The sequence below is a fragment of the Streptomyces swartbergensis genome (assembly GCF_002148965.1).
In the GTDB taxonomy this organism is placed as follows: domain Bacteria; phylum Actinomycetota; class Actinomycetes; order Streptomycetales; family Streptomycetaceae; genus Streptomyces; species Streptomyces swartbergensis.
This window is the reverse complement of sequence record NZ_NGFN01000066.1, coordinates 1-17,576: the sequence shown is the minus strand read 5'-3', so window position 1 is coordinate 17,576 and position 17,576 is coordinate 1. Positions and strand designations below refer to the sequence as shown.

The following is a 17,576-nucleotide window of genomic DNA, read 5'->3' as shown; positions in this document are numbered from 1 at the left end:
CCTGGATTCGGCTTGTCAGGGTTGTGGGAGGTCGCATCCGCAGCCGGGGAAACCCGCCTCGGTCCTGCTGGACCTCGGTGGGCAGCCGCTCCCCTGGTCTGGGCACATACGTGCAGCACGCGAGTGGCCCACCGACCGGTCCCGTCCTGCGACGGGTGGTGGTGGGCTGCCCGCGACACCGTTCGACGGTGCGCGACGCTCCTGGAGCCGGTCCGGGGACTGTGCCTCTGACTGGCTCCGGCCGACTGTCCCGTTCTGACTGCACGGGACGCGGCACTCCGAACGAGTTTACAGGGTTCTCAGGACCGCTTTCGACCGAGGTTCTTCCGGGTCCACTCGACCGCGTCCGCGTACCGGGCCTCCGCGCCGTGCCGGGTCGGCTCGTAGTACTCGCGGTCCTTGAGGGCGTCCGGGGCGTACTGCTGGGCGGCGATGCCCTCGGGCAGGTCGTGCGGGTAGACGTAGCCCTGGCCGTGGCCGAGCTTGGTGGCGCCCTTGTAGTGGCTGTCGCGCAGGTGCGCGGGCACGGGCCCGGCCAGTCCCTTGCGTACGTCCTCCAGGGCGGCGCCGATCGCGGTGGTGGCGGCGTTGGACTTGGGGGCCAGGGCGAGGGCGATGGTGGCGTGGCTGAGGGTGAGGGCGGCCTCCGGGAAGCCGATCATGGCCACAGCCTGGGCGGCGGCGACCGCGATCGGCAGCGCGTTCGGGTCGGCGAGGCCGATGTCCTCGCTGGCGGAGATCATCAGGCGGCGGGCGATGAAGCGGGGGTCCTCGCCGGCCTCGATCATCCGGGCCAGGTAGTGCAGGGCCGCGTCGACGTCGGAGCCGCGGATGGACTTGATCAGGGCGCTGGCCACGTCGTAGTGCTGGTCGCCGTCGCGGTCGTACTTCACGGCGGCCCGGTCGACCGTCTCCTCCAGGGTGGTCAGGCCGATCTCCGTCTCGCCCTTGTCGAGGGCGGCTCCGGCGGCCGCCTCCAGGGCGGTGAGGGCCCGGCGGGCGTCTCCGCCGGCGATGCGCAGGAGGTGGCTCTCGGTTTCCTCGGGGAGGGTGACGGCGCCCTTGAGGCCACGCTCGTCGGTCAGGGCTCGCTGGACGAGGCTCTTGATGTCGTCGTCCGTGAGCGGTTCGAGGGTGAGCAGCAGGGAGCGGGACAGCAGGGGGGAGATCACCGAGAAGTACGGGTTCTCCGTCGTCGCCGCGATCAGTGTCACCCAGCGGTTCTCGACGGCCGGGAGCAGGGAGTCCTGCTGGGCCTTGCTGAAGCGGTGGATCTCGTCGAGGAAGAGGACGGTCTCCTTGCCGTATCCGCCGGAGGCGCGGCGGGCGCCGTCGATGACCGAGCGGACCTCCTTGACGCCCGCGGTGATCGCCGACAGTTCGACGAAGCGGGCGTCGGTGGCCTTGGAGACGACGTACGCCAGGGTTGTCTTGCCGGTGCCGGGCGGGCCCCAGAGGAGCACGGAGGAGACACCGGCCGGGCCGGAGGCGCCCTCGCCGACCAGTCTGCGCAGGGGCGAGCCCGGCTTCAGCAGATGCTGCTGGCCCACGACCTCGTCGAGGGTGCGCGGGCGCATCCGAACCGCCAGAGGGCTGCTGGACGGCTCCTTCTCCTGGCGTTCTTCTGCTGCGGCGGTGAACAGGTCGGGCTCCACGTCAGAAACCCTAAATCACGGCACTGACAATCCCTCCGGGCCCTGGTGCTCCCGGCTCAGCTCATCCAGAAGTCCCACCAGCGGGTCAGGATCAGCATGCCGATGATGCCGATGTGCAGCACCGGCATGACCCAGGTGAACTCGCCGAAGAAGCCCTTGAGCCAGGCCGGGGCGGGCAGGAAGCCCTTGCGGATGTTGAACGACGTCACGTACCAGAACATGAGGATGGTCGCGACCCAGGCCAGGCAGCACCACAGGCACAGCGCGTTGATCCGGTACAGGGACTGGAACATCAGCCAGGCGCAGAAGCCGACGCCGAACAGGCAGCCGGCGTTGAAGGTGAGCCAGTACCAGCGCGGGAAGCGGGCACCGGCGAGCAGGCTCACGCCGACGCCGATCACGATGCCGTAACAGACGAGGCCGAGCATCGGGTTCGGGAAGCCGAAGACGGCGGCCTGCTTGCTCTCCATGACGCTGCCGCAGGAGACGACGGGATTGAAGCTGCACCCGGGGGTGAACGTCTTGCCCTCGACCTTGGCTTCGAGAATCTTGAACTTGTCGATCGTGATGACCCACGCGGCGAGCAGTCCGGCCGCGCCGGTGATCACCAGCAGGAGGGCGAGGGCCCGGCTGCCGCCCTCGGCGCGGGGCGCGATCTCGGCGCGCTCCGGCTCGGGCTCCGTGGAGACGTCGTTGACTGTCGTCTTGCTCATCACGCCGATTCCCGCACTTGAGACCTGGACAACTTCGGGCAGGGCCATTGTGCCGCACGGTGCGCCTGTCCACCGTTCAGTGGACATAAGCATGTCCGCACGGTCGTCCCTGAGGGTGCCGTTCCGGCCGACGCTCGTCGCATGACAGCACACGGGTACGACCTCGCCGTGGAGGTGCGGGGGCTGCGCAAGCGGTACGGGGACGTGACCGCCGTCGACGGCATCGATCTGGGCATCCGGCAGGGCGAGGTGTTCGGCCTGCTCGGGCCCAACGGCGCGGGCAAGAGCACCACGGTGGAGATCCTCCAGGGCAACCGGACCCGGGACGCGGGCGAGGTGTCGGTGCTCGGGGCGGACCCGGCGAGCGCCACGCGCGCGTGGCGCTCGCGCGTCGGAATCGTCTGGCAGGACGAATCGGCGCCCGCGGAGTTGACGGTCCGGGAGACGGTGCGCCACTTCGCCGGCTACTACCCGCGGCCGCGCAACCCTGAGGAGGTCATCGGCCTGGTCGGCCTGGAGGCGAAGGCGGACAGCAGGATCAAGGCGCTGTCGGGTGGCCAGCGCCGGCGTCTGGACGTGGCGCTCGGCGTGATCGGCGGCCCGGACCTGCTGCTTCTGGACGAGCCGACGACCGGGTTCGATCCGGCGGCCCGGCGGCAGTTCTGGTCGCTGATCCGCGCCCTGGCCAACGAGGGCACGACCATCCTGCTGACCACGCACTACCTGGAGGAGGCCGAGGCCCTCGCGCACCGGCTGGCCGTCGTCGCGAAGGGCCGGGTCGTCGCCGAGGGCGAGCCCGGGGCGTTGCGGGAGCGGTACGGCACCGAGGTCCTCGTCGAGTGGACCGAGCCGGACGGCACCCCGCGCAGCGAGCGCACCGGGACGCCGACCAGGACGATCGCCGGGCTCATGCACCGCTTCGACGGTGAGATCCCGGGGCTGGCGGTGAGCCGGCCCACGCTGGAGGACGTCTACCTCCGGCTGACCGGACAGCGGCAGGAGGACGCGCGATGACCACGACCGCCGTACGGGACCGTGGTGCGGTCGGCGCCGAGGGTCTGCCCGGCGCCTGGGGGCTGGGGCTGCGGCGGGGCGCCCTGGAGATCAGGCAGTTCTTCCGGCAGCGCGACCAGGTGGTGTTCACGTTCGCCTTCCCGGTCGTCTTCCTGTTCCTGTTCGCGTCGATCTTCCGGGACGACGTGGCGGGTGCGGGCATCACCGCCTCGCAGCTCTACGTCCCGGCGATGATGGCCGCCGGCATCATGTCGACGAGTTTCCAGGCGCTCGGCATCTCGATCGCCGTGGAGCGGGAGGAGAAGGTGCTGCGCCGGCTGCGGGGTACGCCGATGCCGCCGACGGCGTACTTCCTCGGCAAGATCTGGCTGGTTCTGTTCACCGGTCTGCTGGAGACGGTGATCCTGCTCCTGGTCGGCACGACCGTGTACGACGTGGACCTGCCGTCCGACGCCGGCCGATGGCTGGACCTGGCGTGGATCTTCGTCCTCGGGATCACGGCGTGCGCCCTGCTCGGCATCGCGATCAGCTCGGTGCCGAGCTCCGCGAACAGCGCGAGTTCCGTGGTCGTGCTGCCCTTTCTGGTGCTCCAGTTCATCTCCGGGGTGTACATCGCCATCGGCACCATCCCGGACTGGATGCTGACCATCGGTGCGCTGTTCCCGCTGAAGTGGATGTGCCAGGGGCTGCGCGGGGTGTTCCTGCCGGAGTCGGCGCAGGTGCTGGAGCAGGCGGGGAGCTGGGAACTCGGGCGCGTGGCCCTGGTGCTCGCCGCGTGGTGCGTCGGAGGATTGGTGCTGTGTCTGCTGACGTTCCGCTGGAAGGACCGGCGCGAGGGGTGAGCGGTGCGGCGGATGCCGGCAGCGCCTACACCTGGGAGCGCTCGTTCCGGCTCTGGGACACGTACTTCGCGCTCATCTGGGTGGCCACCCTGGTGTTCGTGCTCGGCGCGGGGCGGCCCGGGTGGCCGGCCCGTGCCGTCGCGGCGGCGCTGCTCGCCCTGCTGATCCCGCTGTTCGTGGGGGTGGGGCGGCCGCTCCTGCGGCAGGACCCGTCCGACGAGCGGCGGGCGCTCGTCTATCTCACGGCGGCGCTGGCGCTTTTCCTTCCGTCGGCGGTCCTCGTCGGGGAGACGCGGCTGATGACGTTCGCGCTCGTCCCACAGTGCTTCATGACGCTGCGGATGCGGTGGGCGCTGGTGGCGGTGGCCGTCATCAACTTCGCCCCGGTGATCGGCTGGGCGCTGCTGTGGTGGCCGAGCGACGAGGACGTCTTCTTCAACGTGCTGTTCGCCGTGGTCACGTTCGTCTTCTCGGCGGCTGTCGGTGGCTGGGTCATCCGGATCATCGAGCAGAGCCAGGAACGGGCGGCGCTGATCACCGAGTTGGACGCCAGTCGCCATGAGGTCGCGCGGCTGTCGACGGCGCACGGTGCGCTGGCCGAGCGGGAGCGGCTGGCCCGGGAGATCCACGACACGCTCGCGCAGGGGTTCACCAGTCTGGTGATGCTGATCCAGGCGGTCGAGGCGGAGCTGGACCACGACCTGCCCGAGGCGCGGCGTCATCTGCGCCTGATGGACGAGACGGCCCGGCAGAACCTGGCCGAGGCCCGGGCCCTGGTCGCCGGGGGCACACCCGCCGACCTGGACGGCGCCTCCCTTCCGGACGCGCTGGGCCGGCTCGCCGTGCGCCATGACGCGGCGCTGGAGGTGACCGGCCCGGTCCGCACGCTGCCCGCCGGTCCCGAGGTGGTCGCCCTGCGCGCCTGCCAAGAGGCACTGGCCAACGCCCGCAAACACGCGGGGAGTTCGGTCGCGGTCGGGGTGTCGCTGGCGTACGCCGACGACATGCTGACCGTGTCCGTGCGGGACGAGGGACCCGGCTTCGACCCGGCTGCCGTGCGCGGCGGTTACGGTCTGGCGGGGCTGCGGGCCCGGGCCGTCGAAGTGGGCGGAACCGCCGAGGTGCGCAGTGCCCCCGGCGACGGCACGGTCGTGACCGTCCGGCTGCCGGTCGTGAGGAGGGAGACGCCGTGATCCGGATCGTCCTGGCCGACGACCATCCCGTCGTACGGGAGGGGCTGCGGGCGATGCTCAGTGCGGAGTCCGATCTGGAGGTCGTCGCCGACGCGTCCAGCGGACCGCAGGCGGAGGCGCTGGCGGCCGAGTTGCGGCCCGACATCGTGCTGATGGACCTGCGGATGCCGGGGGGCGGGGGCGTGGACTCCATCGTGCGGATGACGCGGGCCGGACTGCCGTGCCGAGTGGTCGTGCTGACGACGTACGAGACGGACCGCGACATCCTGCGGGCGGTGGAGGCGGGGGCGGCGGGTTATCTGCTGAAGGACCTGCCGCGTGCGGAACTCGCGGAGGCCGTGCGGGCGGCGGCGCGCGGCGAGACGGTCCTGGCCCCGTCCGTCGCGGCCCGGCTGGTGGACCAGCTACGGACGAAGCCGGAGCGGCCACGGTTGTCGGAGCGCGAGACGGCCGTGCTGCGGCTGGTCGCCGAGGGCTGCACGAACGCGGAGATCGGGCGTCGGCTCTTCATCGGCGAGTCGACCGTGAAGACGTATCTGCTGCGCGTCTTCGGCAAGTTGGGGGTGGCTGACCGGACGGCGGCGGTGACGAGCGCGATGCGGTACGGGCTGCTGGAGCAGTGACGAAGGCGCCGGGAGTCTGCGGCGCCTTCGAAGTCACGTCAGCCCAGCCGCGCTTCCAGTTCCGCCACGATCTCGTTCACTCCGACCGCCGTCTGCTCGCCCGACTCCATGTCCTTGAGCTGGACGACGCCCTCGGCGAGGTCGCGTTCGCCGGCGACGATCGTGTAGCGGGCGCCGCTGCGGTTGGCGTTCTTCATCGCGCCCTTGAGGCCCTTGCCGCCGTAGGAGAAGTCGGCCGCGATGCCGTTCTTGCGCAGCTCCGTGACCTTGGCGAACAGGACCCGGCGGGCCTCCTCGCCGAGCGGGACGGCGAACACGCTGGTGGTGGCGGGGAGTTCGAGCTCGACGCCCTCCGCCTCCAGTGCCAGGACCGTGCGGTCGACGCCGAGGGCCCAGCCGACGGACGGCAGCGCGGGGCCGCCGATCATCTCGGACAGGCCGTCGTAGCGCCCGCCGCCTCCGACGGCGGACTGGGAGCCCAGGCCGTCGTGGACGAACTCGAACGTCGTGCGGGTGTAGTAGTCCAGGCCGCGGACCAGCTTCGGGTCGTCCTCGAAGGCGACGCCGGCCGCCGTGATCAGCTCGCGGACCTCCTCGTGGTACGCCTTGCAGGCGTCGCAGAGGTAATCGCGCAGCAGCGGGGCCTCACCGAGCTGCTTCTGGACCGACTCACGCTTGTCGTCCAGGACGCGCAGCGGGTTGATCTCCGCCCGGCGCAGGGTGTCCTCGTCCAGGTCCAGGCCGCGCAGGAAGTCCTGGAGCGCCGTCCGGTACACCGGGCGGCACTCCTTGTCGCCCAGGCTGTTGAGCAGGATCCGGAAGTTGCTCAGGCCCAGCGAGCGGTACGCCTGGTCGGCCAGGATGATCAGCTCGGCGTCCAGCGCCGGGTCCTCGGCACCGATCGCCTCGGCACCGACCTGGGAGAAGTGACGGTAACGGCCCTTCTGGGGGCGCTCGTAGCGGTAGTACGAGCCGGAGTACCAGAGCTTGACGGGGAGGTTGCCCGCCTTGTGCAGGTTGGCCTCCAGCGCGGCACGGAGGACGGAGGCCGTGCCTTCGGGGCGCAGGGCCAGCTTGTCGCCGCCCTTCGTCTCGAAGGCGTACATCTCCTTCGTCACGATGTCCGTCGACTCGCCGACGCCGCGCGCGAAGAGTTCGACGTTCTCGAAGCCCGGTGTCTCGATGTAGCCGTAGCCGGAGTTGCGCAGCGGTGCGGCGATCGCCTCGCGGACCGCCAGGAACGTCGCGGAGTCCGGCGGGATCAGGTCGTACGTGCCCTTGGGGGCCTTGAAGGTGCTCACGGAAGGTCTCGTCACATTCCTCGTCGGGGAGCCTCTGCAGCTCCCTGGCCGGCCGCCACCTGCCGCAGATACGGGTTGGTGGCGCGCTCCTGGCCGATGGTCGTCTGGGGGCCGTGGCCGGACAGCACCACGGTCGAGTCGTCGAGCGGCAGGCACACGCGGGCCAGCGAGTCGAGCATCTCGGCCATGTCACCGCCGGGCAGGTCGGTGCGTCCGATGGAGCCGGCGAACAGCAGGTCGCCCGAGAACAGGATCGGCGGGATGTCCGCCGCCTCGGGCATGCCGAAGGTCACCGACCCCTTGGTATGGCCCGGCGCGTGCGCCACGGACAGCTCCAGGCCCGCCAGCTCCAGCTTCGCACCGTCGGCCAGCTCCTTGACGTCGTCGGGCTCCCCCACGGTCAGCTCGCCCAGCAGCGGCATCCCGATGGAACGGCCGAGCGCCTTCTCCGGGTCGCTCATCATGTACCGGTCGTCGGGGTGGATCCAGGCCGGCACGTCGTGCGCGCCGCACACCGGGACGACCGAGGCCACGTGGTCGATGTGGCCGTGGGTGAGGACGACCGCGACGGGCTTGAGGCGATGCTTTCTGATCGTTTCCTCGACGCCGTCGGCGGCCTGATGGCCGGGGTCGATGATCACGCACTCCTCACCGGCGGCGGGGGCGACGAGGTAGCAGTTCGTCCCCCAGGCCCCGGCGGGGAACCCGGCAATGAGCACGATCGTCCTTCGTTGTGTCGATACGGGCGGCTGCGGCTGCTGTCAGAGCCTACCCGGCGCTGCCGATTCCTCAGCGAACCCATATACGGTACGGGGCACACGCAGGCGGTCGGCGCACAGGCCCCACGCGTACCGGTCGACGTATCAGACGCATGAGGAGAGAACCCGGTGGTCAGCCAGGAACAGCGGCGGCGTCAGCTCGCCCGTGAGAAGTACTTGCGGCAGCAGCAGCGACGCACTGACGCACGGCGCAAGGCCCGTATCCGCAACTCCGTGATCGCCTCGGTTCTGGGTGTGGTCGTGGTGCTCTCCGTGTCGGTCTATCTGACCAAGCCGTTCGAGGACGACGGCAAGAAGGAGAACGCGGGCGCGGAGGCCACTCCGAGCGCCTCGCCCAGCAAGGCCCCGGACCCGTGTGAGAAGCCCGCCGCGGGCAAGGTCAAGTCGGAGACCTGGAAGAAGGAACCGGCGATGACCATCGACAAGTCGGCGAAGTACACGATGAAGCTGGACACGACCTGCGGCGAGATAGACATCGCGCTGAAGGCGTCGGCGGCCCCGCACACCGTCAACTCGTTCAACTTCCTTCTGAGCAAGGGCTACTTGGACCACAGCAAGTGCCACCGGCTCACCAACCAGAACATCTACGTCCTGCAGTGCGGCGACCCGCAGGGCACCGGCATGGGCGGCCCCGGCTACACCATCCCGGACGAGAATCTCAAGGACAAGAGCCTCAAGGGCGGGGTGTACCCGGCGGGCACGGTCGCGATGGCGAACCAGTACAACGCACAGACGAAGCAGGGCCGCAACAGCGGCGGCAGCCAGTTCTTCCTCGTCTACCAGGACAGTCAGCTGCCGCCCGACTACACACCGTTCGGAACGGTGTCCGAGGCGGGCATGAAGGTCCTCAAGAAAATCGCCGACGCCGGAGCCCAGGCTCCCGACCCTCAGACGGGCAACACGGCGCCCAACGCGACGGTCGTGATCAACAAGGCCACGGTCACCAAATCCTGACCCTCAACTGCGTAATTTCGGTCGCGCGGGATGCGGACACGCCCCCCGCCGGTCGCCTATGTTGGCCGTGACGAAACTGTGGACGATGCCCGGGGGAGCTTCAGGCCCCTCGCAGGCATCATGTGGAGGAGGCGCTGTGAGCAGCGACCCGTGGGGCCGCGTCGACGAGACGGGGACCGTGTACGTGCGTACGGCCGACGGCGAGCAGGTCGTCGGTTCCTGGCAGGCAGGCTCCCCCGATGAGGCGCTGGCCTATTTCGAGCGCAAGTACGAGGGCCTGGTTGTCGAGATCGGCCTCCTCGAGAAGCGAGTGAAGACCACCGACCTGTCGGCGAAGGACGCCCAGGCCGCCATCGACCACATCCGGGAACAGGTCGACGCGCACCACGCGGTGGGCGACCTGGACGCCCTGCGCGTCCGGCTGGACAAGCTGACCGAGCTGGTGGAGGCGCGCCGCGAGGAGCGCAAGGCGCAGCGGGCGAAGCAGTCCGACGAGGCCCGCAAGGCCAAGGAGGCGCTGGTCGCCGAGGCGGAGGAGCTGGCGCAGTCCGACCAGTGGCGGGCGGCCGGTGAGCGGCTGCGGGCCCTGGTGGACACCTGGAAGGGGCTGCCGCGTCTGGACCGCAAGTCCGACGACGAGCTGTGGCACCGGTTCTCGCACGCGCGGTCGGCGTTCTCCAAGCGGCGCAAGCAGCACTTCGCGCAGCTGGACGCGCAGCGCGAGGAGGCGCGGCGGACCAAGGAGCGGCTGGTCGCCGAGGCCGAGGCGCTGTCGAACTCGACGGACTGGGGTGCGACGGCCGCGCGCTACCGCGAGCTGATGGCCGAGTGGAAGGCCGCCGGCCGCGCCCAGCGTGAGCACGAGGACGACCTGTGGAACCGCTTCCGCGGCGCCCAGGACGTCTTCTTCGCCGCGCGCAGCTCGGTCTTCGCCGAGCGCGACGCCGAGCAGGCGGAGAACCTGAAGCTCAAGGAGGAGCTGGCCGAGGAGGCCGAGAAGCTCCTGCCGATCTCGGATCTGAAGGCGTCCCGCGCCGCGTTCCGTACGATCAACGAGCGCTGGGAGGCCATCGGTCACGTGCCGCGCGACGCCCGGCCCAAGGTCGAGGGCCGTATGCACGCGGTCGAGCGGGCCCTCCAGGAGGCGGAGGAGGCCGAGTGGCGCCGGACGAACCCGGAGGCACGCGCGCGTGCCGAGGGTCTGACCGGTCAGCTCCAGGCCGCCGTGGACAAGCTGAGGGGCCAGATCGAGCAGGCCCGGGCGCAGGGCAACAACGCCAAGGCCGACAAGCTCGAGCGTGAGCTCGAGGGCCGCCAGGCGCTGCTGGACCAGGCGCTGAAGGGCCTCCAGGAGTTCGGAGGCTGATCAGCCGGACGAAAGGGGGCCCCGTACGCGCTGTACGGGGCCCCCTTTCGCGTGGTCGCTACGACTGTGGCGACCTGTCACGAGGGGTCACGTCCTGTTGCGCGCCGACGTCACCCGGTACACGTCGTAGACGCCCTCCACTCCCCGGACCGCCTTCAGCACGTGGCCGAGATGCTTCGGGTCGCCCATCTCGAAGGTGAAGCGGGAGGTGGCGACGCGGTCGCGGGAGGTCTGGACGGCCGCGGAGAGGATGTTGACGTGCTGGTCGGACAGCACCCGGGTGACGTCCGAGAGGAGCCGGGAGCGGTCCAGGGCCTCGACCTGGATGGCGACCAGGAAGACCGAGGACTGGGTGGGCGCCCACTCGACCTCGAGGATCCGCTCGGGCTCACGGGACAGCGAGTCGACGTTGACGCAGTCGGTGCGGTGAACCGATACGCCGCTGCCGCGCGTGACGAAGCCCATGATGGGGTCGCCGGGCACAGGCGTACAGCAGCGCGCGAGCTTGACCCACACATCGTCGACGCCCTTCACGACAACGCCCGGGTCGGCGCTGGAGCGGCGTTTGCGGCTGCGGCCGCGGGCCGGCGGGACCGACTCGTCGATCTCCTCGGTGGCGGCTTCCTCGCCGCCGAGGGCCTGGACGAGTTTCTGCACGATGTTCTGCGCGGAGACATGGCCCTCGCCGATCGCCGCGTACAGCGCGGAGATGTCGGCGTAGCGCATCTCGTGCGCGAGCGTCACCAGGGAGTCGCCGGTCAGGATGCGCTGGATCGGCAGGTTCTGCTTGCGCATGGCGCGGACGATGGCGTCCTTGCCCTGCTCGATCGCCTCGTCGCGGCGTTCCTTGGAGAACCAGGCGCGGATCTTGTTGCGGGCGCGCGGCGACTTGACGAAGCCGAGCCAGTCGCGGGAGGGGCCGGCGCCGGGTGCCTTGGAGGTGAAGACCTCGACCAGGTCGCCGTTGTCGAGGGTGGATTCCAGCGGGACCAGCCGGCCGTTGACCCTGGCGCCTATGGTGCGGTGGCCGACCTCGGTGTGGACGGCGTAGGCGAAGTCCACCGGGGTGGCACCGGCGGGGAGCGCTATGACGTCGCCCTTGGGGGTGAAGACGAAGACCTCGTTGCGGGACAGGTCGAAGCGCAGGGACTCCAGGAACTCCCCGGGGTCCTCGGTCTCCTTCTGCCAGTCGAGGAGCTGCCGCAGCCACGCCATGTCGTTGAGGTGGTCGTCCTTGCTCTTGCCGGACGACTTGGGGGCGTCGGTGCGCACCTTGGAGGCGCCGGCGACGGCCTCCTGCTTGTACTTCCAGTGCGCGGCGATGCCGTATTCGGCGCGGCGGTGCATGTCGAACGTGCGGATCTGGAGCTCGACCGGCTTGCCGCCGGGGCCGATGACCGTCGTGTGCAGCGACTGGTACATGTTGAACTTGGGCATCGCGATGTAGTCCTTGAACCGGCCGGGGACCGGGTTCCATCGCGCGTGCACCGTGCCGAGGGCCGCGTAGCAGTCGCGGACGGTGTCCACGAGGACGCGGATGCCCACCAGGTCGTAGATCTCCGCGAAGTCGCGGCCGCGGACGATCATCTTCTGGTAGACGCTGTAGTAGTGCTTGGGGCGGCCGGTGACGGTCGCCTTGATGCGGGCCGCCCGCAGGTCCTGCTGGACCTCGTCGGTCACGATCGCGAGGTACTCGTCACGCTTCGGGGCGCGCTCGGCGACCAGGCGGACGATCTCGTCGTACATCTTGGGGTAGAGGATCGCGAAGGCGAGGTCCTCCAGCTCCCACTTGATGGTGTTCATGCCCAGGCGGTGGGCCAGCGGCGCGTAGATCTCCAGGGTCTCGCGCGCCTTCTTCTCCTGCTTCTCGCGCTTGAGGTAGCGCATGGTGCGCATGTTGTGCAGGCGGTCGGCGAGCTTGATGACCAGGACGCGCGGGTCCTTGGCCATGGCGACGACCATCTTGCGCACGGTCTCGGCCTGTGCGGCCTCGCCGAACTTGACCTTGTCCAGCTTGGTGACACCGTCGACGAGCAGGGCGACCACGTCGCCGAAGTCGCGGCGCAGGTCCTCCAGGCCGTACTCGGTGTCCTCCACCGTGTCGTGCAGCAGACCGGCCATCAGGGTGGCCGGATCCATGCCCAGCTCGGCGAGGATGGTCGTCACGGCGAGGGGGTGCGTGATGTACGGGTCGCCGCTCTTGCGCTTCTGGCCGCGGTGCCAGCGCTCGGCGACCTGGTAGGCGCGCTCGATCTGGCGGAGTGTCGACGTCTCGATCTTCGGGTCGTTGCTGCGCACTATCCGCAGCAGCGGCTCCAGGACCGGGTTGTACGGGTTCGCGCGCTGGACGCCGAGGCGGGCCAGACGGGCGCGGACGCGGTTGGAGGAGCCGGTGCGTGCGGACTGGTTGCCGGACTGGCGCACGGCGGGCGGGGGCGGGACGGGCTTGGGCCGCGACTGCTCGGCGGGCTTGTCGACCGGCGCAGACTGGGCGCGCTCGACCGGCCCGCGGGTGTCGTTCTTCGCGTGCGGCGCGTTCGGCGCGGGCTTCGCCGCGGCTGCCGAGGCGGACTCGGGCTTGGCGGCGGTCAGGTGCTGGGCCTCGTCTGGCAAGAGGGCTCCTCGTGCGCGATCCGGGTCCCCCGGTCAGGCTCCGGAGACCCCATGGTAGCCATCCTGGACCCCAGGATCGCCTTCAGGCCAATGTGAGGACCGTCTACCCGAGAAACGCGAGAGGCGGGCGCCGGATTCCTCCGGGCCCGCCTCCGCGGTGTCGTGCCGGTGTCCACCGGGCTGCCGCGGGCTTTCTAGACCGTGAGCAGCGCCTCCAGCGGGGCACCGTTCAGAGCCGGTTCCAGGCGGGCGCGGCCGCTGAGGAAGCCCAGCTCCATGAGGACGGCGAGACCCGCGACCTCGGCACCGGCCCGGCGGATGAGCTGGACCGACGCCTCGGCGGTGCCGCCGGTGGCGAGGACGTCGTCGACGACCAGGACGCGGTCGTCGGCGGACAGGTCCTCGGCGTGCACCTCGATCTCCGCCGAGCCGTACTCCAGGTCGTAGGCCTGGGCGAGGGTGGCTCCGGGGAGCTTGCCCGCCTTGCGTACCGGGATGAAGCCGAGGCCGGCGCGGACGGCGACCGGGGCGCCGAGGATGAAGCCCCGGGCCTCCAGACCGACGATCTTGGTGGCACCGGTGCGCTCGGCGATCTCGGCGAGGGCGTCGGTGAGGGCGGTGAAGGCCGCCGGGTCCGCCAGGAGCGGGGTGATGTCCTTGAACATCACGCCCGGCTGCGGGTAGTCCGCCACGTCCCTGATGCGGCTGAGCAGCAGCTCCCTGATGTCGGTCATCGGCGCTTCCCCGAGGGACGGCCACGGCCCCGGCTGCGGGACGCGGGCTGGTTGCGCGGGCCGACGACCGCGGGTGCGGCATCGTCCTCGGGCTCGCCGGTGTACGACTCGTCGTCGTGGACGTCGGTCTCGCCCTTGGCGGAGGACTGGGCCCGCTTGGCGAGGACGCGCTTCCTCAGGGCCTTCATCGCCGGCTCGCGCTCCTTGAGGTCGGCGACGAGCGGCGTGGCGATGAAGATCGAGGAGTACGCACCGGCGGCCAGGCCGACGAACAGCGACAGCGAGATGTCGTTCAGCATGCCGGCGCCGAGGACACCGCCACCGATGAACAGCAGGCCCGCCACGGGCAGCAGCGCGACCACCGTGGTGTTGACGGAACGGACCAGCGTGCTGTTGATCGAGCGGTTGGCGACGTCGCTGTAGGTCCAGCGGGTCTGCTTGGTGATGTCCTTCGTCTGTTCCTTGAGGCTGTCGAAGACCACGACCGTGTCGTAGAGCGAGTAGCCGAGGATCGTCAGCAGACCGATCACCGTGCCGGGCGTGACCTCGAAGCCGACGAGGGCGTAGATGCCGACCGTGATGGTGATGTCGTGGATCAGTGCGACGAACGCGGCGAGCGCCATGCGCCACTCGAAGGCGATCGCCAGGTAGATCACCACGAGGACCAGGAAGATACCGAGGCCCTGCCAGGCCTTGTTCGCGATCTGCTCGCCCCAGCTCGGGCCGACCAGTTCGGCGTTGATCTGCTCCGAGTCGACCTTGAGGTCGTCGGCGAGCGTGTTCTTGATCGTGTTCGCCGCGTCGGTGTCGATGCCGGCGACCTGGATGCGCAGGCTGCCGTCACCCAGCTTCTGGACGATCGCGTCGTGACCGGAGGCCTGTTCCGCGTACTCCTCCGCCTGGGACACCGAAGCGCTGGTGTTCTTCGGGGTGTTGAAGACGGCGCCGCCCTCGAACTCGATGCCCATGTTCAGGCCGCGCACCGCCAGGCCGACGATGGCCGTGATGGTGATCAGGATGGACAGGCCGTACCAGATCTTGCGGTTCTTGACGAAGTCGTAGCCGACCTCGCCACGGTGCAGCCGGGCGCCGAGGTTGCCGAGTTTCGACATCTCAGGCCTCCTTGGGGTCGACGGGGACGGCGGGACGTCGGGTGCGGCGCAGCGGTGGCTGCGCACCCAGGCTCTTCGGGTCGAGGCCGGACCACTTGTGGCCGTTCGCGAAGAACGGGCGGCGGGCCATCAGCGTCAGCAGCGGCTTGGTGAAGAGGAACACGACGACCACGTCGAGCAGGGTGGTCAGGCCGAGCGTGAACGCGAAGCCCTGGACCTTGCCGACGGTGACGATGAAGAGCACCGCGGCGGCGAGGAACGACACGAAGTCGGAGACCAGGATGGTGCGCCGGGCACGCGGCCAGGCCCGCTCGACGGCGGGGCGCAGCGTGCGGCCCTCCCGGATCTCGTCGCGGACGCGTTCGAAGTACACGATGAACGAGTCCGCGGTGATGCCGATCGCGACGATGGCACCGCACACGGCCGGCAGGTTCAGCGCGAAGCCGATGGTCGGGCCGAGGAGGGCCATGAGCGTGTAGGTGAGCGCGGCGGACACCAGCAGCGAGAGGATCGCGATGAACGACAGGCCGCGGTAGTAGGCCAGCAAATAGATGACCACCAGCGCGAGACCGATCGCGCCTGCGATCAGGCCGGCGTTCAGCTGGTCACCGCCCAGCGCGGCGGTCACCGTCGTCATGCTGTCCACCTTGAAGGTCAGCGGCAGCGCACCGTACGACAGCATGTTGGCGAGTTCCTGGGCGGACTGCTGGTTGAAGTTGCCGGAGATCTCCGCGTTGCCGCCGGTCAGGGCCTGGCGCACGTACGGGTCGGAGACCACGTCACCGTCGAGGACGATCGCGAACTGGTTCTGCGGCGACTGGTTCTGCGCCAGCTTGCCGGTGATGTCCGCGAACTTCTTGGCGCCCCCGTCGGTGAAGTCCATCGTGACCGTCCAGCCCGCACCGGTCTGGGTGTTCAGGACGGCCTGGGCCTTGTCGACGTCCGTGCCGTCGACCTCGGCGGGGCCGAGGATGTACTTCTGCCACTGGCCCTGCGAGTTCTGGCCGCAGGCCAGCGTCGGAGCGGAGGCCTTGACGCCGTCGCCCACGGTGGAGCGGGTCTTCTCGTTGGCGCAGTCGAGCTTGGCGTACTGCTCCTGCAGCTTGCTCGCGTCGTCACCGGCCGTGCCGCCGGTCGCGGACGGGGAGGGGCTCGCCTTCCCCTTGTCCGAGGCGCTCGCGGACGGCGTCGCGTCGGCCTTCAGCGCGTCGGTGACCGCGCGGCCCTGCGTGCTGGGGGAGGCGGACGGGGACGCGGATCCCTTGTCGGTGGCCTCCGGCTTGTCGGTGGCCTTGCCGGACGGCTGATCCGAGGGGCTGCCCGTGGGGCTCGGTGACGGCGCCGTGCCGCCGCCGGAGACCTCGGTGGCGATGACCGGGCGGAAGTAGAGCTTCGCGGTGGTGCCGACCTGTTTGCGGGCCTGCTCGGAGTTCGTGCCCTTGGGGATGTTGACGACGATGTTGTCGCGACCCTGCGTCTGGACCTCGGACTCCGAGACGCCCAGACCATTGACACGGCGCTCCATGATGGAGACGGCGGTGTCCATGTTGGTCTTGTTGATCGCCGCTTCGTTGCCGGCCTCGGGGACCGCGCGGAGCGTGATGCTGGTGCCGCCGGCCAGGTCGATGCCGAGACGCGGGGTGGTGTGCCCCGAGGCGAACATCCCACCGGTGAGCGCCGCGATGGCGATCAGGATCAGGGCCAGCGAGCGCCCCGGCTTGCTCTGGGCGCTCGCGCTCCGGCCCTTTTTAGGTGTGGCCACCTTCTCGTACTCCCTCTCGGGCCGCCTCGCTCCGGATCGGCGGACGGGCGGCCATCACATGGTGTCGGGACTCCGTGCGAGCCGGTCGTGTCCCGGGATGCGCGGGCCGGGCCCGTGCACCCCGGGACGCGACTACTTCGCCTCGGAGTCGCCGTCGGTCTTCTTCGGCTCTTCGTCCGTCTTCGCCTCGCCGGCCGGGGCGTCGTCGGCCGGCTCGTCGGCCGCGTCCTTCTTGCCGAGGTCGACGGCCTTGTCGTCAGCGGTGGCGTCGGCGGCGGAGTCACCGGTCTCGGTGAGGGAGGAGGCGTCGTCCGGGACGATGTCGGCGTCGGACTTCAGGTCGTGCTCGACGCCGTGGACGATGCGGTTGTACTCGTCGTCGGTGAGGACGGCACCGATGGAATTCTTGGCGAAGAGGAGCTCGACGCCCGGACCGGCGTCGACGAGGACGGTGTCCTCGTTGACCTCCTTGACCGTGGCGTACATGCCCCCGATGGTGCGGACACCGCTACCGGGCTGCATTTGGTTCCGCATCTCCACGGCCTGCTGCTGCTTCTTCTTGGCCGACCGGGTCATCAGGAACATGGCCCCGATGAGCACGATGAACGGGAGGAGGGTCAGGAGACTCACGGGTCGGTACTTCCTTCACACGACCGCGCTGTGAGCGGCCAGATGGTTGGGGGTGTGTACGCCGCCGACAAAGGCGGCATCGGCGGAGTCTAAGCGAGTCCGCGCGCATGGAACAACGCTCAGCATGGCACCGGGGTTCCTGCTCCGGCCACTGTCCTCGCCGTCCCGGAGCCGTGACGGCGCCGTGACGGCGCCGTGACGGCGCCGTCACGCCCCGAACAGGTCCTGTTGTCCGTTTCCGGCAGCCTGGGAGCGGGGCGGGGTGAGGCCGAGATGCGCCCATGC

The 17,576-nt window shown here is 70.0% G+C and carries 15 protein-coding genes; 6 read left to right on the top strand and 9 right to left on the bottom strand.

The window, feature by feature from the left end:
* Window positions 1–299 precede the first annotated feature (299 nt).
* Window positions 300–1,655, bottom strand: coding sequence for a replication-associated recombination protein A (locus CA983_RS13535; RefSeq protein WP_086601143.1), 1,356 nt, complete (start codon window positions 1,653–1,655; stop codon window positions 300–302).
* 56 nt (window positions 1,656–1,711) lie between these two features.
* Window positions 1,712–2,368 carry a vitamin K epoxide reductase family protein gene (locus CA983_RS13530; RefSeq protein ID WP_086601142.1) on the bottom strand — a complete coding sequence of 219 codons (657 nt, stop codon included), beginning with the start codon at window positions 2,366–2,368 and terminating at the stop codon, window positions 1,712–1,714.
* A 141-nt stretch (window positions 2,369–2,509) separates the two neighbouring features.
* Between CA983_RS13530 and CA983_RS13525 the strand changes: the two genes are divergently transcribed.
* Genes CA983_RS13525 through CA983_RS13510 form a run of 4 tightly spaced genes read left to right on the top strand, consistent with a single transcriptional unit; the run spans window position 2,510 to window position 6,040 of the window.
* Window positions 2,510–3,382 carry an ABC transporter ATP-binding protein gene (locus CA983_RS13525; protein ID WP_086601141.1) on the top strand — a complete coding sequence of 291 codons (873 nt, stop codon included), beginning with the start codon at window positions 2,510–2,512 and terminating at the stop codon, window positions 3,380–3,382.
* Window positions 3,379–4,224 carry an ABC transporter permease gene (locus CA983_RS13520; RefSeq protein ID WP_086601140.1) on the top strand — a complete coding sequence of 282 codons (846 nt, stop codon included), beginning with the start codon at window positions 3,379–3,381 and terminating at the stop codon, window positions 4,222–4,224. The genes CA983_RS13525 and CA983_RS13520 overlap by 4 nt, the downstream gene beginning before the upstream one ends.
* Window positions 4,221–5,417, top strand: coding sequence for a sensor histidine kinase (locus tag CA983_RS13515; RefSeq protein ID WP_244206860.1), 1,197 nt, complete (start codon window positions 4,221–4,223; stop codon window positions 5,415–5,417). The genes CA983_RS13520 and CA983_RS13515 overlap by 4 nt, the downstream gene beginning before the upstream one ends.
* Window positions 5,414–6,040 (top strand): response regulator, encoded by a 627-nt coding sequence (locus CA983_RS13510; protein ID WP_086601139.1) that lies wholly within the window; start codon window positions 5,414–5,416, stop codon window positions 6,038–6,040. The genes CA983_RS13515 and CA983_RS13510 overlap by 4 nt, the downstream gene beginning before the upstream one ends.
* A gap of 38 nt (window positions 6,041–6,078) precedes the next feature.
* Here the strand turns inward: CA983_RS13510 and hisS are convergent, their stop codons facing one another.
* Together hisS and CA983_RS13500 are read right to left on the bottom strand one after the other, a co-directional pair.
* Complete coding sequence (gene hisS, locus CA983_RS13505; RefSeq protein ID WP_086601138.1) at window positions 6,079–7,341, bottom strand: histidine--tRNA ligase; 1,263 nt, start codon at window positions 7,339–7,341, stop codon at window positions 6,079–6,081.
* An 11-nt stretch (window positions 7,342–7,352) separates the two neighbouring features.
* The gene (locus tag CA983_RS13500; protein WP_086601137.1) at window positions 7,353–8,060 is read right to left on the bottom strand and encodes an MBL fold metallo-hydrolase; all 708 of its coding nucleotides are present in this window, start codon (window positions 8,058–8,060) and stop codon (window positions 7,353–7,355) included.
* Between the two features lie 168 nt (window positions 8,061–8,228).
* On the opposite strand from CA983_RS13500, the gene CA983_RS13495 reads away from it, so the two are divergent.
* Complete coding sequence (locus CA983_RS13495; protein WP_086601136.1) at window positions 8,229–9,074, top strand: peptidylprolyl isomerase; 846 nt, start codon at window positions 8,229–8,231, stop codon at window positions 9,072–9,074.
* A gap of 136 nt (window positions 9,075–9,210) precedes the next feature.
* Window positions 9,211–10,440, top strand: a complete 1,230-nt coding sequence (locus CA983_RS13490; protein ID WP_086601135.1) for a DUF349 domain-containing protein — start codon at window positions 9,211–9,213, stop codon at window positions 10,438–10,440.
* 87 nt (window positions 10,441–10,527) lie between these two features.
* Here the strand turns inward: CA983_RS13490 and relA are convergent, their stop codons facing one another.
* From relA to yajC, 5 genes are all read right to left on the bottom strand, one after another.
* Window positions 10,528–13,053: a GTP pyrophosphokinase gene (relA, locus tag CA983_RS13485; RefSeq protein WP_086601134.1), complete on the bottom strand. Its 2,526-nt coding sequence runs from the start codon at window positions 13,051–13,053 to the stop codon at window positions 10,528–10,530.
* 194 nt (window positions 13,054–13,247) lie between these two features.
* The gene (locus tag CA983_RS13475; RefSeq protein WP_086601133.1) at window positions 13,248–13,787 is read right to left on the bottom strand and encodes an adenine phosphoribosyltransferase; all 540 of its coding nucleotides are present in this window, start codon (window positions 13,785–13,787) and stop codon (window positions 13,248–13,250) included.
* The gene (gene secF, locus CA983_RS13470; RefSeq protein WP_086601132.1) at window positions 13,784–14,899 is read right to left on the bottom strand and encodes a protein translocase subunit SecF; all 1,116 of its coding nucleotides are present in this window, start codon (window positions 14,897–14,899) and stop codon (window positions 13,784–13,786) included. Before secF ends, CA983_RS13475 begins: the two co-directional genes overlap by 4 nt.
* A gap of 1 nt (window position 14,900) precedes the next feature.
* On the bottom strand, window positions 14,901–16,661 hold the full coding sequence (gene secD / locus CA983_RS13465) for a protein translocase subunit SecD (protein WP_086601131.1): 1,761 nt from the start codon (window positions 16,659–16,661) through the stop codon (window positions 14,901–14,903).
* 132 nt (window positions 16,662–16,793) lie between these two features.
* Complete coding sequence (gene yajC / locus CA983_RS13460) at window positions 16,794–17,291, bottom strand: preprotein translocase subunit YajC (RefSeq protein ID WP_086601130.1); 498 nt, start codon at window positions 17,289–17,291, stop codon at window positions 16,794–16,796.
* Window positions 17,292–17,576: the final 285 nt, after the last annotated feature.